At 41.0% G+C, this 24,339-nt stretch carries 21 protein-coding genes, 8 tRNA genes and 1 rRNA gene; 23 read left to right on the forward strand and 7 right to left on the reverse strand.

What is annotated here, in order from left to right:
- From AC1DOK_RS20950 to AC1DOK_RS21030, 17 genes are all read left to right on the forward strand, one after another.
- A 23S ribosomal RNA gene (locus AC1DOK_RS20950) occupies positions 1 to 148 on the forward strand; the annotation flags it as partial.
- Positions 149 to 357: 209 nt separating this feature from the next.
- Positions 358 to 449: transfer RNA gene (locus AC1DOK_RS20955), tRNA-Ser, on the forward strand.
- Positions 450 to 479: 30 nt separating this feature from the next.
- Positions 480 to 557: transfer RNA gene (locus AC1DOK_RS20960), tRNA-Met, on the forward strand.
- Between the two features lie 9 nt (positions 558 to 566).
- Positions 567 to 642, forward strand: a tRNA-Val gene (locus AC1DOK_RS20965).
- An 18-nt stretch (positions 643 to 660) separates the two neighbouring features.
- Positions 661 to 736, forward strand: a tRNA-Thr gene (locus tag AC1DOK_RS20970).
- Positions 737 to 754: 18 nt separating this feature from the next.
- A tRNA-Asp gene (locus tag AC1DOK_RS20975) sits at positions 755 to 831 on the forward strand.
- Between the two features lie 37 nt (positions 832 to 868).
- Positions 869 to 944: transfer RNA gene (locus tag AC1DOK_RS20980), tRNA-Phe, on the forward strand.
- 49 nt (positions 945 to 993) lie between these two features.
- Positions 994 to 1,078 (forward strand) — tRNA-Tyr (locus AC1DOK_RS20985).
- Between the two features lie 52 nt (positions 1,079 to 1,130).
- Positions 1,131 to 1,203 (forward strand) — tRNA-Lys (locus tag AC1DOK_RS20990).
- A gap of 259 nt (positions 1,204 to 1,462) precedes the next feature.
- Entirely contained in the window at positions 1,463 to 2,473 is a 1,011-nt protein-coding gene (locus tag AC1DOK_RS20995; protein ID WP_477556270.1) for a LacI family DNA-binding transcriptional regulator, read from the forward strand.
- A gap of 124 nt (positions 2,474 to 2,597) precedes the next feature.
- Entirely contained in the window at positions 2,598 to 3,263 is a 666-nt protein-coding gene (pgmB, locus tag AC1DOK_RS21000; RefSeq protein WP_477556332.1) for a beta-phosphoglucomutase, read from the forward strand.
- 142 nt (positions 3,264 to 3,405) lie between these two features.
- Positions 3,406 to 5,223 carry a cache domain-containing sensor histidine kinase gene (locus tag AC1DOK_RS21005; protein WP_477556271.1) on the forward strand — a complete coding sequence of 606 codons (1,818 nt, stop codon included), beginning with the start codon at positions 3,406 to 3,408 and terminating at the stop codon, positions 5,221 to 5,223.
- A complete protein-coding gene (locus AC1DOK_RS21010; RefSeq protein WP_477556272.1) occupies positions 5,201 to 5,968 on the forward strand; it encodes a response regulator transcription factor in 768 nt (255 codons plus the stop codon). The genes AC1DOK_RS21005 and AC1DOK_RS21010 overlap by 23 nt, the downstream gene beginning before the upstream one ends.
- A 107-nt stretch (positions 5,969 to 6,075) precedes the next feature.
- A complete protein-coding gene (locus AC1DOK_RS21015; protein WP_477556273.1) occupies positions 6,076 to 7,422 on the forward strand; it encodes an ABC transporter substrate-binding protein in 1,347 nt (448 codons plus the stop codon).
- Positions 7,423 to 7,570: 148 nt separating this feature from the next.
- The gene (locus AC1DOK_RS21020) at positions 7,571 to 8,452 is read left to right on the forward strand and encodes a carbohydrate ABC transporter permease (protein WP_477556274.1); all 882 of its coding nucleotides are present in this window, start codon (positions 7,571 to 7,573) and stop codon (positions 8,450 to 8,452) included.
- 15 nt (positions 8,453 to 8,467) lie between these two features.
- Positions 8,468 to 9,271, forward strand: coding sequence for a carbohydrate ABC transporter permease (locus AC1DOK_RS21025; RefSeq protein ID WP_477556275.1), 804 nt, complete (start codon positions 8,468 to 8,470; stop codon positions 9,269 to 9,271).
- 45 nt (positions 9,272 to 9,316) lie between these two features.
- The gene (locus AC1DOK_RS21030) at positions 9,317 to 11,575 is read left to right on the forward strand and encodes an FAD-dependent oxidoreductase (protein WP_477556276.1); all 2,259 of its coding nucleotides are present in this window, start codon (positions 9,317 to 9,319) and stop codon (positions 11,573 to 11,575) included.
- 3 nt (positions 11,576 to 11,578) lie between these two features.
- Here the strand turns inward: AC1DOK_RS21030 and AC1DOK_RS21035 are convergent, their stop codons facing one another.
- Genes AC1DOK_RS21035 through AC1DOK_RS21045 form a run of 3 tightly spaced genes read right to left on the reverse strand, consistent with a single transcriptional unit; the run spans position 11,579 to position 14,617 of the window.
- Entirely contained in the window at positions 11,579 to 12,460 is an 882-nt protein-coding gene (locus AC1DOK_RS21035) for an SPL family radical SAM protein (RefSeq protein WP_477556277.1), read from the reverse strand.
- A 53-nt stretch (positions 12,461 to 12,513) separates the two neighbouring features.
- On the reverse strand, positions 12,514 to 13,905 hold the full coding sequence (locus AC1DOK_RS21040; protein ID WP_477556278.1) for a sensor histidine kinase: 1,392 nt from the start codon (positions 13,903 to 13,905) through the stop codon (positions 12,514 to 12,516).
- A 1-nt stretch (position 13,906) separates the two neighbouring features.
- Positions 13,907 to 14,617 (reverse strand): response regulator transcription factor, encoded by a 711-nt coding sequence (locus tag AC1DOK_RS21045; RefSeq protein WP_477556279.1) that lies wholly within the window; start codon positions 14,615 to 14,617, stop codon positions 13,907 to 13,909.
- A 186-nt stretch (positions 14,618 to 14,803) separates the two neighbouring features.
- On the opposite strand from AC1DOK_RS21045, the gene AC1DOK_RS21050 reads away from it, so the two are divergent.
- Genes AC1DOK_RS21050 through AC1DOK_RS21065 form a run of 4 tightly spaced genes read left to right on the forward strand, consistent with a single transcriptional unit; the run spans position 14,804 to position 19,040 of the window.
- Positions 14,804 to 15,670: a carbohydrate ABC transporter permease gene (locus AC1DOK_RS21050; RefSeq protein WP_477556280.1), complete on the forward strand. Its 867-nt coding sequence runs from the start codon at positions 14,804 to 14,806 to the stop codon at positions 15,668 to 15,670.
- A gap of 15 nt (positions 15,671 to 15,685) precedes the next feature.
- Positions 15,686 to 16,543: a carbohydrate ABC transporter permease gene (locus tag AC1DOK_RS21055; protein WP_477556281.1), complete on the forward strand. Its 858-nt coding sequence runs from the start codon at positions 15,686 to 15,688 to the stop codon at positions 16,541 to 16,543.
- A gap of 10 nt (positions 16,544 to 16,553) precedes the next feature.
- Positions 16,554 to 17,669 (forward strand): efflux RND transporter periplasmic adaptor subunit, encoded by a 1,116-nt coding sequence (locus tag AC1DOK_RS21060; RefSeq protein ID WP_477556282.1) that lies wholly within the window; start codon positions 16,554 to 16,556, stop codon positions 17,667 to 17,669.
- Between the two features lie 15 nt (positions 17,670 to 17,684).
- Positions 17,685 to 19,040 carry an ABC transporter substrate-binding protein gene (locus AC1DOK_RS21065; protein ID WP_477556283.1) on the forward strand — a complete coding sequence of 452 codons (1,356 nt, stop codon included), beginning with the start codon at positions 17,685 to 17,687 and terminating at the stop codon, positions 19,038 to 19,040.
- A gap of 54 nt (positions 19,041 to 19,094) precedes the next feature.
- Here AC1DOK_RS21065 and AC1DOK_RS21070 read toward each other — a convergent pair whose 3' ends face one another.
- From AC1DOK_RS21070 to AC1DOK_RS21085, 4 genes are read right to left on the reverse strand one after another with little or no spacing between them, the layout of a single operon-like run.
- The gene (locus AC1DOK_RS21070) at positions 19,095 to 19,394 is read right to left on the reverse strand and encodes an MTH1187 family thiamine-binding protein (RefSeq protein ID WP_477556284.1); all 300 of its coding nucleotides are present in this window, start codon (positions 19,392 to 19,394) and stop codon (positions 19,095 to 19,097) included.
- A gap of 31 nt (positions 19,395 to 19,425) precedes the next feature.
- On the reverse strand, positions 19,426 to 21,012 hold the full coding sequence (locus tag AC1DOK_RS21075) for a GMC family oxidoreductase (protein WP_477556285.1): 1,587 nt from the start codon (positions 21,010 to 21,012) through the stop codon (positions 19,426 to 19,428).
- On the reverse strand, positions 21,009 to 21,605 hold the full coding sequence (locus AC1DOK_RS21080) for a gluconate 2-dehydrogenase subunit 3 family protein (protein ID WP_477556286.1): 597 nt from the start codon (positions 21,603 to 21,605) through the stop codon (positions 21,009 to 21,011). The genes AC1DOK_RS21075 and AC1DOK_RS21080 overlap by 4 nt, the downstream gene beginning before the upstream one ends.
- A 7-nt stretch (positions 21,606 to 21,612) precedes the next feature.
- Positions 21,613 to 22,005 carry a hypothetical protein gene (locus AC1DOK_RS21085; RefSeq protein WP_477556287.1) on the reverse strand — a complete coding sequence of 131 codons (393 nt, stop codon included), beginning with the start codon at positions 22,003 to 22,005 and terminating at the stop codon, positions 21,613 to 21,615.
- Positions 22,006 to 22,180: 175 nt separating this feature from the next.
- Between AC1DOK_RS21085 and AC1DOK_RS21090 the strand changes: the two genes are divergently transcribed.
- Both AC1DOK_RS21090 and AC1DOK_RS21095 read left to right on the forward strand, forming a co-directional pair.
- A complete protein-coding gene (locus AC1DOK_RS21090; RefSeq protein WP_477556288.1) occupies positions 22,181 to 23,143 on the forward strand; it encodes an MraY family glycosyltransferase in 963 nt (320 codons plus the stop codon).
- Positions 23,144 to 23,152: 9 nt separating this feature from the next.
- Positions 23,153 to 24,286, forward strand: coding sequence for a PucR family transcriptional regulator (locus AC1DOK_RS21095; RefSeq protein ID WP_477556289.1), 1,134 nt, complete (start codon positions 23,153 to 23,155; stop codon positions 24,284 to 24,286).
- Positions 24,287 to 24,339: the final 53 nt, after the last annotated feature.

Here is a 24,339-nt window from a genome sequence, read left to right on the forward strand (position 1 = left end):
TGTGAAAGCATCTAAGCGCGAAGCCCCCCTCAAGATGAGATTTCCCAATTAGTAAGACCCCTTGTAGACGACGAGGTTGATAGGCTTGAGGTGGAAGCGCAGCAATGTGTGTAGCTGACAAGTACTAATAGGTCGAGGGCTTAACCTACAARTTTTRAYWCTAACTGCCATYTGGCAGAGGTYAAAAYTACTTCGGAAGYAAGYATTTATGGCAGTAGTTTGCGTAAGCAAACTGCGAGAATAAATGCGCTRCCGAGAAACACGGATGATTTGTAAACAATTACCTTCGTTTYGCTACTAGTTTTCAGGGAATAAACCCTGTATAATAACTAATGTCTTGCACAAGCAGATTAAATTGGAGAGATACCCAAGTGGCTATAAGGGGACCCTCTGCTAAGGGGTTAGACTGCGTAAGTGGTGCGAGGGTTCGAATCCCTCTCTCTCCGCCAGTCTCCAAATAATAATCTAGTGCATAATGTGGCGGTGTAGCTCAGCTGGTTTAGAGCGTACGGTTCATACCCGTGAGGTCGGGGGTTCGAGTCCCTTCGCCGCTACCAATTTTATATGGAGGCTTAGCTCAGCTGGGAGAGCATCTGCCTTACAAGCAGAGGGTCAGCGGTTCGATCCCGTTAGCCTCCACCATATAATTACTAACAACGTGCCGTTGTAGCTCAACTGGTAGAGCAACTGACTTGTAATCAGTAGGTTGGGGGTTCAAGTCCTCTCGACGGCACCATTTATCACTTAAGAATATGGAGCTGTGGTGTAGTGGCCTAACATGCCTGCCTGTCACGCAGGAGACCGCGGGTTCGAATCCCGTCAGCTCCGCCATTATTCTTGTCTTAACTTGATAATTTAAAACGTGTATGGCTCGGTAGCTCAGTCGGTAGAGCAGAGGACTGAAAATCCTCGTGTCGGCGGTTCGATTCCGTCCCGAGCCACCATTACCTGAGTAGCATAATTATTATTGCAATGAGGTATACTCAATCTTATGGAGGATTAGTGAAGTGGCTAAACACGGCAGACTGTAAATCTGCTCTCTTCGAGTTCGGTGGTTCGAATCCATCATCCTCCACCATTTTACCTTTTTTACCTTTCGGAGCAAATGACTTCGCAAGTAATTACTTTGAGAGCCATTAGCTCAGTTGGTAGAGCACCTGACTTTTAATCAGGGTGTCGAAGGTTCGAGTCCTTCATGGCTCATCTTGTTACAAATGATAGACCTGCTAGAGGAAACTCAGCGGGTCTTTTTTGTTACCCTATAAGTGATGTTTATTCTGAATATTTTCATTTAAATTTGTTTCATTGACAAACGATGTGAGCTCTCTTTATAATTAGGCACAGAAAACGTTTTCGAAAACATTATTGTGTAGTGGAGTAATAACATCTATGATAAAGATACAATAGTAAAAATCGGCATATTCACAATGTCTGATAAGAACATTGAACGTGGTGAATTTGAATGGTAACCATCAAAGATGTAGCAAAGCACGCCAATGTATCGATTGCAGCAGTATCTAAGACTCTTAACGGATACCCGGACGTGAGCGAAGAAACACGAAAAAAAGTGCTGAAATCAGTAAAGGAATTAAATTATTCGCCTAACGTGCTGGCCAAAAATTTAAAACAAAAGGTTGTCAAATCCATCGCGCTTATATTCTCTAACTTTGAAAGTTCTAGTAGTAAAGATGATGTTCTATTTCAAATTATGCAAGGCACGTATGACGCAGCGAGTCATCATAACTATGAGGTCGTGATTTATACCCGTAGTTTATCCGAACAAATGGATAAGTCTTACTGGCAATTTTGCAAAGATCGTAAGCTATCTGGAGCTATCATAACGGGATTGAAGACAACAGATCCTTATTTTCTTGAAATTATCGATAGTAAGTTCCCATGTGTTGTTATTGATGCCGAAATGTCGGGGGATTATACGGGCTCGACGATGACGGATAATGTCGCCGCAGCTGAAACGGCAGTTCAGTATCTAATTGATAAAGGTCATCGACATATTGGAATGGTTAATGGACATGAGTACGCTGTAGTTAGTAAAGAGCGTCAGAAGGGTTATCGGATTGCTCTTGAGAAGAATGATATACCTTATCGGGATTCTTATGTTATTAATGCTGATTATAAAGAGGAATATGCCTATACAATGGCAAAGCCCTTTTTAGAATCATCGCCAGAGATGACTGCTATATTTTGTTCTAGCGATTTGATGGCTATTGGTTTTATGAACCGTTGTCGGGAGTTAGGAATCCACATACCTGATCAATTATCAATAATTGGCTTTGATGATATTATGTTATCTACTTATACAACCCCTAAGCTTACAACGATTAAACAAGATTTTAAGTTTATGGCATCTACTGCCTTTGAACAGATTATACGTATTATGGAGCACGAGACTAGAGGACACAATGAAACAGTTCCATTTCAGCTGTTGGAAAGAGAATCTGTTAAATCTTTGTAGACAAATTAAACCGTTTTGATCTATATATAGCCTTGATTAAAGCAGCTAAAGGTATTATGAAATTGATTCAAATATATATTTATTTTAGACACAGATTGAGAGGATTGGAGATACCTATATGAATTTGCAAGCTATTTTATTTGATTTAGATGGCGTAATTACGGATACTGCAGAGTATCATTTCGTAGCATGGAAGCAGATGGCTGATCAGATTGGAATCTCGATTGATAGAGAGTTCAACGAGTGTTTGAAAGGTATTAGTCGAATGCATTCATTAGAACGTGTTTTGATGCATGGTAAGGTTCAAGATAAATATACGAATGAGCAGAAAGAAGAGCTAGCACGGCAGAAGAATGAACACTATGTTTCGCTGCTAGCTAATTTGACTCCAAAAGATGTGTATCCTGGGATCAGAGAATTGCTTGAACAGCTACATGAACAGAAGATTCCAGCCATTATTGCATCAGCTAGTAAAAATGCACCGCAAATTTTGCGATCTTTAGGAATTACGGATAAGTTCCAATACATTGTCAGTCCAGATGGTATTCCAGGTAAACCTGCGCCCGACATTTTCTTAAAAGGTGCTGAGGCTGTCGGTGCTGATCCTGCCTATTGTATAGGAATCGAAGATGCACAGGCTGGGGTTGAGGCAATTAAATCTGCTGGCATGTTTGCAGTGGGCATCGGTCAGAATGAGCTGCTGCGTCAGTCTGGAGCAGATGTTGTTTATTCGACCACGAAGGAATTAGAGTTAAATAAATTAAATGAGCAGTTCAAGGGTGATCGTTAATATAGCGTAAATAGGTAAAAGAAGCTAAGTCCAAGAATACGGGACTTAGCTTTTTTGCATTTTGTCAAACTAATTGTAGTTTTATTAAATCTGGAGTAGACTTAATTCGGGTAAAGCTAATAGATCATTGAGGTGCAACGCTATGCAAAAGTTTATGAGATTATTTTCCTTGCATTATTTGCGGAATCGAATGGTTGCAGCATTCGTATTGTTAATTTTGATACCGTTTTCATTGCTGACAGCACACAATTTTAATCAGACAGAAACGCTTCTCAAAAACCAAATGAGTTTCCAAGAAAAGGAACAGCTTGCGAATATTAAAGGCTCATTCGAGAGCGTGATAGAGGTGTCTCTTAAAACACTCACTTTACTTGAGCAGGATTCGACTGTGACGGAGATTATGAGTGCGCCAGATAAGTATAGTACTGGTGAAAGAGTCAAATTGATTGAGAATAAATTTTCTAGCATAAGTAATAGCTTTTTTCTGTCTGGATCTCAGGTGTATTATACCTTATTGGATTATCACGGTAATGTGTATACCTCTTATTCACCTCGGAAGTCTTTAAACTACAATGACTTTATTGCGGAGGATTGGTATAAGCAAATCACGTCAGGTGAAGCCTCACGATTCCAGTGGAACGGTGTGGATACTAATTATGTGCATGAGGGACTCTCGAAGAGTCCATATCTGATATCGGTGTATTCTTTGCTGAAAGCAGACAATCTAAATGATGTAGCAGCTGTTCGAATTAGTATCGATTATCGAGATTGGTTTAAGGCATTGACGGGAGCTGCAGCCTCCAGTTCAGATTATTTCATTATGGATAATAACAAAAATCTCATTTTTCAATCTAATGAACGTTCCCAAATAGAGTCACAGGTAGTAGAGCAAATTATTCAATCTTCATCAACAGATTCTTATATAGAAAATGAACAGGACAATTCGATGTACAGTTATAGCTCAATTCCGCTGTTAAACTGGTATGTTGTCAAAAAACTACCCTTAGATATATTGTTCTATGAAGTGAATCAGCAAAAGCAACAATTTTATTTAACATCCATTATGTTTGCCTTGCTGTTCGTTACGATTACTTATCTGATTTCCTATACCATCACGAATCCTTTGAAATTATTACAGAAGAAGATGGAAACAGTCGTAAAGACTAATTTTAAAAATCGGATTCCTGAAAAAGGTAAGGGAGAAATCCTCTATTTAACGCAAAGCTTTAATCGGATGATTGTTGAAATCAACGATCTGATTCAGAAGCTGAAAATAGAAGAGCGTCAGAAAGAGGCTGTAAGGTTTCAAGCTTTAATATCACAAATGAATCCTCATTTTCTTCTCAATACCCTACATACGATTAAGAGCATTGCACTCCTTCATGATGAAGATGAGATACATGATATCTGTGTTTCACTCGGGCGTATTCTAGAGACAAGCCTTAATCTAGACGTCGATTTAATTCACTTAAAGGAAGAGATTCATTTAGTAGAGTCTTTTACACAAATTCAGAAGTTTCGTTTTGGTGATAAGTTTGCTGTGGTCTATGAGTATGATGATGATCTACAGTTTGCTCTTGTTCCAAAATTCAGCCTTCAGCCCTTGGTTGAGAATGCAATTAGTCATGGTCTAGCAGAACTACCAGGAGCAGGCGTAATACGAATCCATATTTATTTGGATAATCATAATCTCATCATGGAAGTGATTGATAATGGAGTAGGGATGGAGAAGTCACAAGAGTCCAAAAAAACGAAACGACACAAAGGGATTGGACTACACAATTTGAAGGAACGTTTGGCTCTCTTATTTCCGAGACAAGCTCAGCTTGTCATTATGCAACTGGATCAGGGAACGAAGGTACGCCTTGAATTGCCGCTTTTATTATCGACACCGTATACTTCAGATCCCAATTCATTATATAAAGGTGGGGAACTAGATGTGGAACGTGCTAATCGTTGAAGATGAGGTACTAGCCAGGAATTATCTGCATGCAGTTATTAAGAAAACAAAGTCCAATTTTCAAGTAATAGGAGAAGCATCTAACGGGGAAGAGGCAGTGCGATTCATTCGAGAACATAAGCCACATCTTGTTGTTACGGATATCATTATGCCATTGATGGATGGGGTTCAATTACTGCGACAAATGCGTGAAGAAGGATTTGATTGCAGCTTTATCATGCTGACGTGTATGAGTGATTTTGAGTATGCCAGATTAGCGATTGAATACGGGGCTTCAAGTTATATTCTCAAACTTTCTATGGATATCACTTCTATGAATGCAGCGCTAGACAAAATAGAGCGAGAGTTAAATGAACGAGCGAAGCTACATAAATTCCAAGCGTTATTTAAGGACGAGGAAGCTATTAATAATCCGACAGATCATGTAGAAATCAATAAAATCATCCGTTATTTATACGAGCATTTGGATGAGAATATAGCTTTATCGGATATGGCTGTATACGTGTGTATGGATGCGAGTTATCTCAGTTATCTTTTTAAAAAGAAAACAGGACAAACCCTCACTCATTATTTACAGAAAATCCGAATCGATCGTGCCAAGGTATTGCTGCTTGAAACGGACAGTACAGTAAGCGATGTAGGAGAGAAGGTTGGGTTCGTGAATGATAATTATTTTATAAAAACATTTCGGAAGTGGATGAATATGACACCAAGTGATTATCGCAAACAAAGCCAGATACATTAATTAACAAAAACTGTTCTATTGAAACCCAAAAACCGTTCCTTATGACGAACTAAACCAGATGCTATGCTTAAGTTGTTAGAATAATTGAACTGGGGGAGGTTTTGTAAGTGAAATATAAAAAAATGCTCACATTAGCGATGTGTTCAGTTCTATCAATGGGAGTTCTAGCAGGTTGCGGTTCTGGCTCAAACACATCAGATGCATCGAAACCATCAGAAACACCTGGGCAAACAGCTGCTAAAGAGGATGGCAAAAAAGGAAAAGTGGTTAAGCTTAAATTCTGGGGTGGTGTACCAGCTGAGTCTGGCCCACAAGCAGTTATGGATGATTGGAACTCCAAAAACCCTGATATTCAAGTCGAATATGTTCGTTATGTAAATGACGATGCGGGTAATTTGAAGCTTGATACGGCCTTAATAACAGGACAGAATGCCGATATTTATGTCTCTTATACAGTTCCAGCCCTTAAGAAGAGAATTGATGCTGGGGTTGCAAGCAATCTAAGTGCTAGAAGTGATTATAACATTGACGAGAAGATGGGTCCTGATGCGAAGGATTGGAAAGTTAACGATAAATATTATGGAATGCCGACGAAGAAGAATATGTCGTTCATCTGGTTGAATAAAGATATGCTGGATGCTGCTGGTCTCTCAATTCCCGCGATTGATTGGACTTGGGATGATTTAAGAACGTATGCAGCTAAGCTAAAGAAAGATAAAGTATGGGGTTATCTACAGCATGAATCAGGATCTATGATGCAATTTGATGGTGTTCTCTCTGGAGCTGACTTCTTAAAGCAGGATGGTACCTCGGATTTCAAGAATCCGTTAGTACAAAAGGGATTTGAAACCTACTATGCGATGATGACGCAAGATAAATCGATTCCTTCGTATGGAGAGCAAATTACTAGTAAAATGCCGACAGATACCATGTTCCTGAAAGGTGAATCTGCAATGCTTGGAGCAGGAGAATTCATTTTCAGAAACGCAGCGAATAAGAAGGATTATCCACGAGACTTCAAAATTGCTTTTGCAACGATTCCTAAGGTAGATAAGAATCAGGCGGATTATAAATATCCAGGCGGTGTAGGTGATTTTGTATCTATTAATGAGAAATCAGCCAATAAAGAAGCTGCTTGGAAATTCTTAACTTGGTATGCGGATGGTGGTATGATGCCGATGGCCAGCGGTGGACGGATTCCTTCTTCTAGTGCAGTGAATTCGGATGACGCAGTCAAGTTAATGCTTAATGGAATGGAAGATAGCTATGATCAAGAGTCACTTAAGAATGTCGTGTTTGGTAACTTTGCAACGGCTCAGATCAATCTCAGCAAACAAGTTGTTGATGCTCGCAAAGAGGAACTAGAGAAGTATTTCCTTGGTAAGCAAGATATTCAAACTGCATTAGATAATTTAGTTAAAAGTCATAATGAATTAATTAGCAAGCAAAAATAGCTGGATGTGTAAAACTGATAAGAGATCTGAATAAATAAACGGATAGCAAACTGAGAAAGGAAGTGTCAAGGTACACTTCCTTTTTCAGACCTATCACTTAGCTTATAAACCTATTATACACATGCGGTTAGTTGGGAGGGGAGTAATCATGTCACATAACTGGATGAAGAGGCAGCAAGGATTAGGTTATTTATTTATCCTACCGAACATGCTTGGCGTACTCTTGTTTTTCGTCATTCCGGGAATTATTTCATTAGGTCTGATGTTTACAGACTATCAATTCGCAAACCCTAATTTTAGCTTTACAGGTCTTGAGAATTTCAAACGATTATTTGCAGATGATTTATTTTATAGCTCCTTACTGAATACCGGAATCTTGCTGCTGTCTGTACCTGTCTCCATCATACTGGCTTTCGTTATTGCGTTAGCACTTAATAAGAATGTTTATCTCACAAGCTTAATGCGATCTATGTATTTTCTTCCCTATATTACAAGTGGTGTAGCCGTCGGTTTCGTATGGATGCTTCTATTTCAGCCAACAGAAGGACCGATTAATCAATTTTTGCATTGGATCGGAATTAGTAATCCGCCTGGTTGGTTTGCTGACACAGATAGTGCGATGTTTGGGATCGATATCATTATGATCTGGCAGTTAGTTGGTTACAACATGATTATCTACTTAGCTGCTATGCAGGAAATATCACCAGAGCTTCTAGAAGCCTCCAAAATGGATGGTGCTAAGTTCTGGACGACTGTTAGAAATGTCATTTGGCCACTAGTTAGTCCTACGACCTTCCTGCTTTTGATTACAGGTCTTATAATGACAATTAAAACTTTTGGGATCATCCAGGCAATTACAGCCGGTGGCCCAGGAAGCAGTACGACCGTTATGTCCTTGTTTGTATACAAAACTGCGTTTAGCTACTACGAAATGGGATATGCCTCTGCAATTTCTTGGGTGTTGTTTGGTATCATTCTCTTGATTACATTAGTTCAATGGTACGGACAGAAGAAATGGGTGCACTACTAGAGGGACGGTGAAACAATGCGTAAATGGATACTAACATTCGTGATGATGTTTTTTGGGATTCTCATGATTCTGCCCTTTATTTGGATGGTGCTGACCTCAGTAAAGTCGCCTTCGGAGGTATTTACAGGCTGGCTGCCAAGCTCGATACAGTGGGAGCATCATATCAAGGTATGGACAGGAGATAAGAGTTTTGTCACATATTATGCGAACTCCTTGAAAATATCGCTAATTGGCACATTTGGAGCTGTATTACTTTCAGCATTTGCAGCCTATGGATTTGCTAGGATTGAATTCAAGGGAAGAAATCTTCTTTTTGTATTTTATTTATCGATGATGATGATTCCCCCTCAAGTATTATTTGTACCGAAGTTTATCATGTTTGATTGGGCTGGTATTTATAACACACATTTAGCGCTTATACTGCCTGGTCTCTTTACGATATTTGGCGTTTTTTTGCTAAGACAGTTCTTTATGGGTGTACCGAAGGAAATTACCGAATCAGCGTTTATTGATGGTGCAGGGCATATTCGTATTTTCTTTCAGATGATGCTTCCTCTAGCTAAGCCTGCGCTAGCGACACTCGCTATTATTGATTTCTCTTGGCAGTGGAACGATTACGAGAATGCGTTAGTTTTCCTAACGGATGAAAGCTTATATACAATTCCACTTGGTTTGCAGAATTTTATTCTTGAATACAACATCGATTACAACGGAATGATGGCTGCAGCATCCGCCGGAATTGTTCCGATGATTATCATTTTTCTAATCGGTCAAAAATATATCATTCAAGGCATTTCTAGTACGGCAGTTAAAGGGTAGCAGAGCTTACGATCAATGAGTCATCGTATATGAAGGAGGATTAACATGAGACATGAGGAAGTTCAAACGGATATTACTGTTATCGGGGGCGGCTTGGCAGGTGTATGTGCAGCTGTTGCAGCAGCAAGATTAGGTCAGACGGTTGCATTAATACAGAATCGTCCTGTTCTAGGTGGCAACTCAAGTAGTGAGGTTCGTGTATGGGTATGTGGAGCAACGGCTCATGGACAGAACCGATATGCGAGAGAAACGGGCATTATGGGTGAAATGTTCGTAGAGAATCAGTTTCGTAATCCTGATGGTAATCCTTATTACTGGGATCTTGTTGTATTAGAAACGGTTCAGAGAGAGAAGAATATTCAACTATTTCTAAACACCGATGTACACGAAGTTGAAGCAGTAGGCGAAGAGCAGAATCGCAAAATTACATCTGTAACTGGTTGGATGATGGCCTCAGAGCGCCAAATTCGCTTCGAAAGCAGTATGTATCTCGATTGTACGGGAGATGGTCTTGTTGGCTTCATGGCAGGAGCAGAATATAGAATTGGCCGTGAAGCTAAGCATGAATATAACGAGGATTGGGCTCCTGAGGTTTCGGATGATATTACGTTAGGGAGCACACTTCTATTCTATACAAAGGATGCAGGTCATCCCGTGAAGTTCGTGCCGCCAACCTTCGCTAGGGATATTACACAGACGACGATTCCACTTAGACGCGTGATTCGTAGTGGGGATAACGGGTGTGCCTATTGGTGGATCGAATGGGGTGGCGAGCATGATATCGTCCACGATAACGAGCGAGTTCGGGATGAATTGTGGGCAGTTATATATGGCGTATGGGATTACATCAAGAATTCGAGCAATTTTGATGCGGATCATATGACATTGGAATGGGTTGGATCGGTTCCTGGCAAGAGAGAGTACCGCAGATTTATTGGCGATTATGTGCTGAATCAGAATGATATTCTTGCACAGGAACCATTCGATGATCGTATCGCCTTTGGAGGCTGGTCCATTGATTTGCATCCACCACAAGGGGTGTATGCGGAGGAAAGTGGTTCTAAGCATCTGTACGCGGATGGGATCTACCATATTCCTTTTCGATCCTTATATTCGGTGAATGTCTCGAATCTGATGTTCGCAGGAAGGGATATTAGTGCAAGCCATGTTGCTTTTGGCACTACACGGGTAATGGCAACCTGCGCAGTTATTGGGGAAGCAACTGGTAGCGGTGCAGCACTAAGCATACAGAAATCCGTAACACCTAGAGAATTACATGCGAACTATATGGACGAACTGCAGCAGGTTATGCTGCGTCAGGACGCATCAATTATTGGTCTGGCTAATAAGGATGATCGGGATCTGGCTCGGACAGCTCAAATATCAGCTTCAAGTTCATTACAGAGGATTGGTGTGAAGTCGACTGATCTGAAGCATCGCTTAACAGAAGATATCGGATTTATTATCCCTGTTGATCCGAAGGTGGAATTTATCGACTTACTTGTAGATGCAGATGTTAATTCAAGCTTACAGGTTGAGCTATGGGACACGGGACGTAAGGAGAATTATGTTCCGATACGAGAGCAATTAAGTACTGTTGTTTCAATCGAAGCGGGTGAGAAGCAATGGGTTCGAGCAAGTCTGCCATGGAGCCCAGTTGAAGTGCAGAATGCTTTTATCATTGTACGAGCTAACAAAAACATCTCTCTATATACATCAGATGTTCCACATAGCGGTGTATTGACCTTTGAGAAAAGGGCTAAGCATTTGGCCTCCAAAGATCTGGAAGATCATAATGATGAGCAGCTTCTTATTCTATGGAGTATGCGTAATTGGATTCGCAAGTGTGTGGTGTTCCGTACTTTGCCTGCAAGCGAAGCTTATGCACCAAGTAAAGTTACCGATGGTTACAGTCGGCCTTATGGTGGACCGAATATGTGGGTATCTGAATCGATCTTAGATGGCAGCGAAGAATGGTTGGAGTTAGCCTGGGATAAAGAGGTGTCTATAGCTCAGATCCACCTTACCTTTAATGATGATGTAAACGAAGATTTAATAAACTTACACCATCATCGTACACCTTTTGAGATTATCCCAGAGTTGGTAAAAGATTATCGTGTAGAACAGTGGACTGGATCGCAGTGGTGTACGATTGCTACAGGAAAGAACAATCGCCGTCGTAAGGTGGTTCATCGCTTAAAGCAGTCAATTTGTACGGATAAGCTGCGGGTTGTTATTGAATCGACTAACGGAAGCAGCCATGCAGAGATCGTTGAAGTTCGCTGTTATAGCAGCCCAGAGTAATCATTAAAACAAGGTCAGCTGTTGATCCTGATAGTTATGCTTATAGGCATGGATAATATCATTCATTTTATAGAGTAATCCGAGTCTGTCACACTCTCTGGAGAACATTTGCCACAGCTCATTTGCACGCGGTGAAGGGCATTCATAAGCATTACCGTATTGCTGGATGTATTTGTTTTTGAGAAGAGGAAATATCTGATCTAACTTGTTATAATACCACTCTCTTTGGTTCTGACGCAGTGTCATGCCAAAAGAGGGATAGATGAATTTAGCACCATTCTCCTTAGCTAGTCGAATAATCCCTCTAATATTGTCTTCGTTGTCTTCAATAAAAGGCAATATAGGCATCATAAGGATTCCTGTGAAGATACCTTGACTAGCTAGCTGATTAATTGCAGCAAATCGGTTAGATGAAACAACTACATGAGGCTCAATTAATCGGCAGAGGGTATCATCACATGAGGTTATCGTTATTTTGGCGAGTACAGGAGAGTGCAGCTTGATTCGAGATAAAATATCGATATCACGTGTTATAAGATTACTTTTGGTCGCAATAGCAACTCCGAACTTGTTGGCATGGATATATTCTAGCGCTTGGCGGCTTAGTTGATGCTTGCGTTCAAAAGGATTATACGGATCTGACATAGAGCCTGTTCCAATAACGCCCGTATTTCGCTTATTCTTTAGTTCGCTACTGATCATGAGCGGTGCATTATCCTTGGCTCTAACAGTGTCAAAGTTATCAATGCCATAGCAATCACTGCGGCTATCACAATAAATACAGCCATGATTGCAGCCTTTATAAATATTCATCGTATATTCAATACCGAACCATGAGGTATCTTTGTTTTTGAATATCATGGATTTAGCAGGTATGCATTCCATTGTCGCCCGCCCCCTTATTTCCATTATAGAAAATAGAATATGACAGCTGTATGTCATATTAGTGGGAACCTCATACTAAACACAGCACCATGATTAGCATCGTTGTAAGCTGTGATTTGCCCCTTGCATCGTTCGATAATTGCCCGAGAAATAGCGAGTCCTAGTCCAGTTTCTCCATTCTTCCCCTTAATAAATCGCTGGAATAGCTGCGGCAGCAGTTGATCAGCTATACCTTCCCCGTCATCAATCACTTGTATTTTGACATGATCATCATCCACTGAAATTTGAATACGGATAATCTGTGAAGCATGGCGTATCGCATTACCCATAATATTCAATAGAGCTTGTAAGAGCTTTTCGGGATCTCCGTTAATGACAAGACTAGCTGGGTCATCGACTTCATATCGCACCTCGATTTCCACTTCTTTGTTCATCGTTAATGGCTGCATGCGTTCAACAGCTTGAGCGATTAACTGTTTAACGAATACTGCTTTTGTATGAAAAATTCCATCTTCACTCTCAAGCTTTGCGAGTAAGATCATCTCAGTGACAATTTTCTTTAATCGTTCACACTCATTCGTAATCACATCTAAGCCTTTGTCAGCTTTATCTCCTGTGAAGATACCATCTCGAATTCCTTCTGCATAGCCTTGAATGGTCATCAAAGGCGTCTTAAGCTCATGAGAAGCATTCTGGAAGAACTGCTTTTGTGCAAGTTGGTGTTGGTTTAGCTCCCCTGCAAGATGATAAACGCTTTGTGCAACTTCGCCGATCTCTCCTCCAGTCTGAATAAGCTGCACCTCATCGAAATGGCGTTTTTCAACTTTCTTAAGCTCAAGTTTAAGCTTCTCAAGAGGTGTAACAAGTCGCTTGGTAATAAAAACACTTAGAATAAAGGCTAGAATTCCTCCGATTGCTAAGATGATCATCATTCTTGTAAATAACTCTGCTTGAAATGATTTCACCTCGCTAAGTGGTGTAGACATGACGAGTGTAGCTGGAGTTAAATTGATAGTTGGATTCAGCTCTTGTGGACTGGAAGTAAAGGTTTCAACGATATATTTATCCTCTTTGCCTTCCCATAAGCCTGGTTGCTTATTATTTATGTTTTGTTCTATGAGTGGTAGCCATTCTGCTGATTGGGAGTCTGTCATTGTACTAAATAAAATGTTTTTATTGGGCTCTATGAGAATCGCATCTATTTTTCCCTTAGCGTTAATTGCTGGCAGAGTTAATGTTGCTGCTGTTACTTGATTAGCAGATATGTCTTGGGTAGGTAACGTTTCTACCAACTCCATCATAGCAGTACCTTGCGCTATTAATTCTTTTCTTTGGTTATCGACTAGCGTATTTAAGAGTAGAGGATAGAGGAATACAGCTGTAAGGACTAGTATGCCGACAAGCAATATCCCAAATGATAATTGAAGCTTATAGATCAGTTTCATGTTATGTTCTCTCTCCATCCACGCGCATTCGATAACCATAGCCCCAGACTGTTTCAATCGGTAATTCTTTTATTTTGCGGCGAAGTCTTTTAACCAAATCATCAATCGCGCGATCGCTGCCAAAATAATCATCTCCCCACACTAACGTTAACAGCTCATTGCGTGAAAAAGCACGATTCGGCTGCGCTGCTAAGGCGTGAAGTAGGGAAAATTCTTTCATCGTCGTTTCAATTTCTTGAGACTCCCAGTAAACAAGACGACTATCTAATACTAGGTGGAGCTCGTCAATGATAAGATCGTCTGACTTCGATAGAGTTAAATTCATATGTGAATTTACAGTAAGCGAGTTGAAGCGATGGAATAAGCGATTAACACGCGCAACCAGCTCACGCGGGCTGAATGGCTTGGTTAAATAATCGTCGCTTCCAAGCTCAAGTCCTAGTATTTTATCCACTTCCTCATCGCGAGCAGAGATCATGATAATTGGAACCTCAGCTTCTTTGCGGATTTGTCTGCAGAATTCATACCCATTCATACCTGGAAGCATAATATCGAGAATCCACATATCTGGGGGCTCTGTGTTCCAAAGCATGAGCGCTTCTTCTGCTGAACCTAACGGGATGGTTCGGTAGCCTTCCTTTTGCAAATAAGCCTCAACAATATCTCTTATATGAAAATCGTCATCGACAACGGCGATTTGATAGTTTTTCATCAATAATACTCCTCCTATCCTCTCATCCCTTTATTCTAACAAAATTGCATCTTAAAATGGGCAATTCCATACTTTTTCCACATCTGCTCCAAAGTTTTGCCTAAGCTGATCTATAGAATAAATAACTGTACGACAGACAAGATTTAATTTGGTTCTGTTGATCTAGATTGATTGGAGGGTGATGCTGTGAGAATTCCATATTTGGCTCGCAAGGAGATTCTGGCAGCTTTCTGCTTTCTAGTTCCGAGCTTGGTTGGTTTTGCTGTATTTTATTTAATTCCGTTTGGTCAGAGTATTGTATTCTCTTTGGAGAATCCAAGCGGTGATGCAGGCTTGTCGGTTGCCAATTATCAGAGTCTGTTAGCCAGTTCTTCCTTTCAAAAGGCAGCAGGGAATACATTCTGGTTCACCATCGTTGGGGTTCCGATTCTCATCCTTCTATCACTTGGTCTTGCTATGCTGCTGAACAAGCGTATGTTCTTCCGTAACTGGCTGCGTACCTCTTATGTGCTGCCATTAGTTGTTCCAGTTGCTTCAATTGTCCTCGTATGGCAGATCCTATTCGATTGGAATGGATTTTTTAATTCTGTATTGGAGCGACTTGGACTCGTTCGAGTTGATTGGATGAACTCAGATTGGGCGCAAGCCATTATTATTTTAATCTATGTATGGAAAAACATTGGCTATAACATGATTCTGTTCTTGGCCGGTTTACAAAATATTCCCCAGCAATATTACGAAATTGCAGACTTAGAAGGAGCAGGCAGATTTGATAAGCTCCGTATTACCCTGATTTATCTCATACCGACAGGATTCTTGGTTATGCTGATGTCGATTCTGAACTCGTTCAAAGTATTTCGGGAAACGTATTTGGTTGCGGGTGATTACCCACATGACAGCATTTATATGCTTCAGCACTATATGAACAATATGTTCCTGTCGCTCGATATTCAGAGGTTGTCGGCTGCAGCATGCTTGATGGTAATATGTATTCTCGTCATTGTGCTGATGCTCTTTCGAGTGGAACGGATGTTCCGATCATTTATGGAGTAAAGGGGAGGTGTATGGATGAACAAGAAACAGATCAGACCTCTGATGCTCACGATTTTCTTAAGCGTAATCGCACTTGTGATGCTGCTTCCAGTTGTGTTGACATTCGTGAGTTCCTTTATGACGGAGAAGGAAATTATGCTGAATTATGGCATGCTGGGTCAAAGTCAAATAAGTGATTTCGTAAATTTGAAATGGATTCCAGATTGGGTTTCATTCGAGCAATACTCTAAGGTACTGATTTCAACTCCGCAATTTCTTCATATGTTCTGGAATTCAGTATTTATCGTAGCTCCGATTATTATAGGTCAGGTAGTAGTGGCAACATTTGCGGCATTTGCATTTGCCAAGCTGCGTTTTCCAGGCAGAGAGCCTTTATTTATTGTGTATTTGATCACCATGCTCATGCCGTTTCAGGTCACACTTGTGCCGAATTATATCATGTCTGACCGATTGGGACTTATTAACAGTCCAAGCTCGATTATTTTACCAGGGATATTTGCCGCATTTGGGGTGTTCCTGCTCAGGCAGTTCATGCTCCAGATACCAACTGCTTATATGGAAGCTGCCAAAATGGATGGAGCAGGCTATTTCCGTTCATTTGTAACGATTGTCCTGCCTATGGTTAAACCAGGAATTGCAGCGCTTGTTGTTCTGCTGTTTGCAGATTACTGGAACATGGTTGAGCAGCCGCTGATCTTTCTGCATGATGCTGAATTGCAGCCCTTGTCCATTTTTCTATCTCGTCTGCAAGATGATGCGCTGGGGGTATCCTTTGCTGCTGCGGTCTTGTATATGATGCCGATGATTCTCTTGTTTCTTTTGGCAGAACGGTATTTTATCGAGGGCATAGAGCTTTCGGGAATTAAGGGGTAGGAGGACAGAGATGACAAGCATATCTAAGCGACAACGTTTAATGGCTGCTTTCTTTATTATATTTTTTGCCATATTGGCTGGCTTGACTTTTTTTAGCAGCACTTTCGAAACGATGATGCTACCCAAAGTGATTACGGAGAAGCCTGTTTCAAAAGCATTAGTTCATCACGTTAAAGGAAGTGGTGTCTTAACGCCTCGAAAGCAAGTGGAATTGATGAATGAGAGTGGCTCCAAAATCAAGCAGATCCATGTGAAAGAGCATGATGAGGTTAAGATGGGTCAAAAGCTCGTGACGTTCGACAGCTCCGAGCTGGATGAACAGTTATACAATGAAGAAGCCATGCTCAAGAAGCAAAAGCTGAACCGAGAGGTGCTGCAGGAGAATTTAAAGAAAGCGCAATGGGAAGGCAATGAGGAAGCGATTGCCAAAGCTGAGCGAGATCTTAAGCTAGATACTTTGGATCTTGAGATCGCAGAAAGAAAAGTAAATAAGCTGCGTAAAGAAATAGCGAATAAACAATCGCTGAAAGCACCTTTCGATGGCAGGATTTCGGAGATTAAAGCACAGGACAGTATGAATACCCCACAAGGGGGGGCTATTCTGACACTCATGGGCAGCAGTGAGGGCTTCGAATTTTCTTTTAATGTCGATTCAGGGAATACGGCTTTATTTGAAATTGGAGCCCAGATCTCCGTTCGATTGATGAAAGAGAATAGATTGGTTAACGGTACGATTCAAGAGATGAAGGCTGCTCCTAAGGCAAATAATAAAAATAATAAAGATTCATCCGACGAATCCGGTTATCAAGTTGTAGTTTCTGTATCAGAAGATGGCCTTCAAGGAGGCGAACAAGTAAGTATAGATATAGAGAAGAAATCAAATGAAAAAGGTTATATTTTGCAGAAAAAGTGGGTGCATAAAGATGCGACAGGCAGCTATGTCTATGTAGTTGATGAGAAGAAAAGCTCACTCGGCAATACGTTCAGTGCACGCAAGGCTTATATTACGACAGGTGATTCAAACGAAGATGAAATCGTAGCCCTAAGCGGAATTAGTCCAGATGATCAAATCATTATCGATTCTAGCGAACCGCTGAAAGAAGGAAATCGAATCCGAATATATTGAAGGGAATGAAGTAATTTGAAGAGAAAATGGATATTCGTTTTATTAGCCATGATGATGGTATTATCCGCATGCTCTAGCAGCAGCGTTGGATCAGGAGCAACTGATCAAGATTCAGGTAAAGGGGACAAAACGATCGAGATTGCAGTCATGAATGCAGATCCTTATTTAGAGGAGGCAGTAAAGCAATACAAAAAGCTTCGTCCAGATATCCAGATTGAAATCAAACAGTATCTAGCCACAACGCCTCAAGCGGATGAAAATGGAATGAGTCAATCAGGTGCAGCATTCACACAGGCGGATGTTGAGAAATATGTACAAACGGTCAGCACGCAGATGATGTCTGGCAAAGGGGCAGATATTATTGCAATGAATGAACTGCCACAGGATAAATATGTTCAAAAAAATATGTTAGTGAATCTATATGATTACATGGATAAGGATCCAAAGTTTAAGAAGGAGCAGTATTATCAGAATATCTTTGAATCGTCCCAGGATGGAGATGGTTTGTATGCAATGCCATTCTCATTTGTCCTTGACGCAATGACTGGGAATAAAGAGTTATTAGATCGAGCCAAAATTAAAATTGATGATCAGACCTGGACATGGGATGAGTTTAAAGGAATTTCCAAGAAGCTCAAGGAACAAGCAGGTGAGGATTATGCGGCATTCGTCAATCTATTCCCGGTTCAGCTGTTAGCGGATTATATAGAAGCTAATTATGATAAGCTGATCGATCAAGGTAAAGCAAACTTCGATTCCGATCTGTTTCGAGATATGATGAAGCAAATCAAATCGATGTATGATGAGGGCGTACTTAAAGCCGAATTTACGTATGACTATTCCAAAACGTTGTTCAACAATGCAAATCTTCTCGATCCAATTACAGGGCTGTCTCAAATCCTGGATCCAAAGCTTCAAATCTATCAAAAGCCAACAGTAGATGGCAAATCTAAGGGAACTTCATTTAAGTCATATTTCACTTTAGGAATCAACAGTAAATCCAAGGTGCAAGACGAAGCTTGGGATTTTATCAAGTTCATGCTTTCGGAGGAAATGCAATCTTCTCAGGTGTTATTGAGCTTCCCGATGCACAAGGGAGTTGTGGAGAAGAAGCTCAAAGATGCGGAGAAGCAGGCAATAGCGGGTACTTTGCCTCTTCTTGAACAGCAGAAGTTTGATGCTAAGACAGTTCAAAGCAAGATCCAAGAATTGCAGCAGCTTATCGCTGGAGCGAGTACGAACTTATCCAGTGATCAGAAGGTCGTTTCAATCGCGATTGAAGGATTCGATTCCTATATGAGCGGTCAGAAGTCGGCTGAAGATGTCAGCAAGCTGATTCAGAACCGGGTGAACACTTACATTAACGAGTAAAAATAAGAGCAGGGCCAGTCAAAGGGACGGCCCTGCTTTTTATTGTTTTGTAGTTTACATTTTCTCAGCCACTGACTTTAATTTTTGCGCCATGGAGCTTGGCTTATCCCGTCGATCGTCAATTTTGATTGATGTCGATACACGAGCAGCACCATTGTCGAATGGTACCTCATGTAGCACACGTATAACCTCGAATAACCGATCTATCGGTCCTTCAATAATTGTGCTCATGGAAGTAAGTTCATGCGTCACACCTTCTTGCTTGGCTAAAAGTTTCTCTATATCAGCAACGTATTGACTTACACTCGTGGAACCCGTTCCAAGCGGTATGATCGTTACTTCTGCGATAGCCATTGATATAACTCCCCTCTGACATCTTTTCATCCTATTTCAATTCATACTTAGTCGCTTTATCAATAATGTAATCAGCTGTTCGCGCAGCTATCGCCATTACCGTATTGGTGGGGTTAACGCCGCTTGATGTGACGAAAACACTTGCATCGCATATAAACAAGTTTGGAACATCGTGTGATTGGCCATAGGAATTTACCACGGAGTCTTGCGCATTCTGTCCCATTCGGCAGCCTCCCATCAAATGTGCAGTATCTGAGACGACATGCTCAACTTTACCTGAAGCCGCTCTTAGAATAGCACTCATCTGATCAACAGCGTGATTAATCAACTTTAGGTCATTATCCCCATAGCTGAAGGATACATGGGCACGTGGTAATCCGAAAGGGTCCTTCTCGTTACTAAGAGTAACACGATTACCTGCATAGGGTAGAACTTCGCCCACCATCGTAACTCTTCCATAATAATTATAATTGAGCATGGTCTCACGTAATGCACTACCCCACAAGGGAGGTGAATGACCATCACCATTTGAAATTCCTTTAGCGAATTCAAGTGGTCTTGAGCCATGAGCATGAAGTGTATAACCGCGCGCGAATCCTCTAGAGCAATCTGTGGCATAGAATTCTTGTGTTGAAGCAAGAACGGGTGTTCCTTTGTATAACCGAACCTCATAATCAAATTTAGCATAAACATCATGTGAGCTATGCGGCATTATGCCTCGCCCAACCCAGCCGGAAGAATTCGCAAGTCCTTCTGGAAACCGTGAAGTTTCTGAATTAAGTAGAAGTCGTGGTGTCTCAATGGCAAATGCGCAGATAATAACAAGCTTGGCACGTTGTCTATATTCCACACCTTGATGCATGAATAAAACGCCTGATGCCCGATCGTCTTTCATTAAAATTTGGGTAACCATACAATCAGCGAGCAGAACAGCTCCATTGTTGATTGCTTGGGGAATATGAACGATTAACGTACTAAATTTAGATGTTGGCATACAGCCCTGGTTACAGAAGCCGCGGTTAATGCAAGGCGGTCTGCCCTTGAATGGTGCAGTTACAATCGCTAGCGGGGTTACAACGGATTCGATTTGTAGCTTCGAGCAGCCATTACGAAACATCTCTGCATTGGGACTAAGCGCATTGCGTTCCGGTAAAGGATAGGGGCCATGATAATTTCCCCATGGGAAATAGCGCGGTCCAGCGACTCCGATCTCTTGTTCAATTCGGTTATAGTACGGCTCTAGGTCCTTATAATGTATAGGCCAGTCTTCTCCTACACCTTCAATCGATTTGGTTTTGAAATCAGCCTCATGGAATCGTAAGAATACACCGGTGAAATGAACGGTACCGCCACCAACTCCATAACCACAGTTGTTATGTCCCATCGTTAGAGGGTCATCACCATCAACAATGCGAGTTTCTTGCCAGCCAAGGCTTTGCATATCTAACTCGTCACTTGCTAAATCCTTTTGTGAATCACGAAGGGGCCCAGCATCTAATATCACTACACTTAAACCTGCCTGACTAAGCTCCTTCGCAAGTACGCCTCCAGCTGCACCTGCTCCTACGATAACAACATCGACTTCATTATGTTCATAGCTCCATTGTAATTTTTTCATCTCTCCACCTTAGCTTCCCAGGGATCTAGCTGTCCTAAATCTAATCGAACATAGCCTCGTGGATAAGCTGGTCCGCCAAAACCAATCTCTGACCATACTTCAGGGTGAGAATAGAAAGCTTCGATCGTTAAGGATAACAGCTTATGAAAAAACTCCTGCGGCGGAACATGCATGTGCTCGTCCCCTTGTTGACCTAATGCTTGGCTAATATCTGACATCAAGCTGCGCTGAACATGCGCTTCTAGTTGATAAAAATGATGCCCATGCAGGCTTAGTGCTAAATTATTGATGTCTTCTAAACCGATTTTAATCAATTCTGTCACGGATGGAACGTTTAGCTTACGTTGACCTTCACCTTTATTTGAAGTTAGCGTCTGATCGATGTGGTCAATCACGTAATTAATAATTTCAGCACGATTATCATCCATTAACTGTGAGCACCAGGCACGAAGTAGTTCTGCTTCTTGAAGTGAGATTTGCTTATAGCCAATTGTCCTATGTAATCGTTCTTGCACAATTTGGCGCGTATTTGGATCCCAATTATCTTGCTCTTCCATAATGTCATAGGAAGGATAGTGTCCTTTATCTGTCATATCATGGTCATCTCCAATACACAGCGATAAGTCCGAGTACAGCGATAGATGAATACATTAGGGGCATAATAACAGGTGGCCCTACTAGAAAATTACGTAGTGCATAACCTCCTACCCGCAAACCTACTCCTCGAAAATGATAATAGAAGCCTATTAAGCCTGATATCACACCGAGCCACATGAATATGTGAAAGGTCGTAAACAACCAACTACGTCCCCACAAGGCAAGTGCTATGGCTATCACACAATAAAGAGGTGCAGTGAGAACGGGTACAAGCATCACCTTGCGATAAAAATTTTGCCGATAGTGCGATAGTGTTACCTGTATGGCTATTAAAAGATAAGCCAAACCTACAAACAGAATAAGCACGCGTGGTAACGTCCATTCATTCCAAATCATATAATCCCTCCAGGCCATGCTTTATGTATTCCAATTATTGCCCTATTGAAACATAAATATTGCCGAAGATTAGTTTTACATGGAATTTTTTTTAGCATGAGATAGATTTTATAAGTTTTGGAAATTATATAGGCTATCTAAATCACGCGCTCTCATCTTACATTTGGAAGGAGTCATGAACGAGATGCAGTTGCTGCTTCCTTTGCTTATAAGTGCGATCATCGTTTGTCTTGCAGTGCCTATTCTTGAGAAGGTTGCACTGCAAATCGGATTTGTCGACAGGCCGAATAAACGTAAGATTCATGCAAAGCCAGTTCCACTGATGGGCGGTGTTGCTTTATATCTGGCATGTGTAATTTCGACTCTCCTGTTTCATCATGACTATCCTACATCTGTAGCAGTAGTTTCTGGCGGAACGATCCTCATGCTAACAGGCTTACTTGATGATTGGTATAAAACACGAGGCAAAGACTTTCCAGTCTGGCCGCGATTGATTATTTATGGGATTGTATCTTCAATTCCCCTGTGGTTTGGTATTAAAATCGCTGGGATAACTAACTTACGTCTAGATGGAATGATTGTTTTCCCTGATTGGCTAGCTTGGATCGCAACGATGATATGGATATTCGCACTCATTAACATGATCAATTTTATTGATGGCGTGGACGGGCTTTCATCGGGAATAGTGACGATTTCATCCTTAACCTTATTTGTAATTGCAATTCTTCAACATTATCCTGACTTGGCTATTCTTGCTGGGATTTTAGCAGGTGCTTGCGGTGCTTTCCTTAGATTTAACTTTTATCCTGCACGGATCTTTATGGGGGATGCCGGGGCTGTATTTATTGGGTACATGATAGCCGTGCTTGCTATAGATGGTGCATATAAGAGTGCAACGATCATTACCATTATTGTTCCCATGCTTGTTCTCGGGGTTCCTATAATGGATACAGTTATTGTCTTTTTTAGGCGGCTTATTAAAGGTCAGGGGCTACATAAAGCGGATAAACTACATACACATCATAGCTTAATGAAATGGGGCTTAACACAGAGGCAAACTGTACTTTTCTTATATCTAATTGGTATTGTTTTTTCGCTCCTTTCCATTATTTTAGTGTTGGTGTTAAAATACAAGTAGGCAATATACTTGAATTGGACAGGGAGTAAGCTAATGATTTGGGGACAAATGAAGGAACGTTTAGCGGAAATTTTGAGTGCTCCTGTAAGTTTAAGGACGATCACGAATGATCAGTGGTTAAAATTAGTGAAGCGTATAGGTGAAAGTCCAAGTCTATGTAAAAGTGTTAAACAAGATCAAGAAACACTGTTTTACTTGCAAGCGACTCAAGAGGAACTGCTTCTTCTAGTTGTCGGAAATAGTGAACTGACGCAGTCAGAGCGCAGTTTAATAGAATTGTCCATTGAATCGGGGACCACTTCAGGCTCCTTATTGAACGATATAAGAAAGAATGTGTCAGATGATCGAAGTGCAGTTATAGAACTGCGTGATTGGGTACTAGGACAGATCGAACGAGGTAGCGAGAACCCGGAAGTACCCGATTCGTTAGCACTTGCCCCACTTCTTAGTAAGCGTGTAATTCCATTATTGTTAGCTACAGATAAGCAATTACAGGGAACGGCACCATACGATGCTTTCAAAAAGCTGCTAAAACAGTTTTTTGGGACAGAAGTCATGTTAATTCCTTTAGAAGATAAAGAGTGGATTATTCTCGCAACGAATGAGCTGCTGAATAATGAATGTATAGAAGAGAATGGTTCAGTTGAAGAACAATTAGATGCACTAGCAATGGGGCTTCATGAGATGTTGGCATCCGAATGGGCTTTGGAAAGTCATATTAGTGTTTTTCATCCGATCGTACCAGTTAACCAAATCGTAGCAACGATTAATAGACTTCGTGAAGCCATTATGGTGGGTCGAATGTTCCATGCTAACAGTAATGTACATTTGCCATGGGAAATTCATTTGGAGTCATTGCTATATTTCATACCTGATAAACGTAAGTCTGCCTACTTGGAGCAACTACTTGCAGGTACAGAAGGAATATTGGATGTAGAAATGCAAACGACCTTGGGACGTTTCTTTGAGCTAGATTGTAATGTGAGTGAGACAGCCAAGCAATTGTTTATTCACCGAAATACATTGCTGTATCGCTTTGATAAGTTTAAACAAGAGACAGGCTTCGACGTTCGTTCGTTTAGTGATGCCGTACTTGTGCGAATTGCACTTGAGTTGTACAAAGTTACAAAAAGAAAGCGCTAAATTTGTAAAGAATGAACATAGTCAGATGTAGGTACTTGGGTTATGATTAGAAC

The sequence above is a fragment of the Paenibacillus sp. P5_B5 genome, from assembly GCF_056400365.1.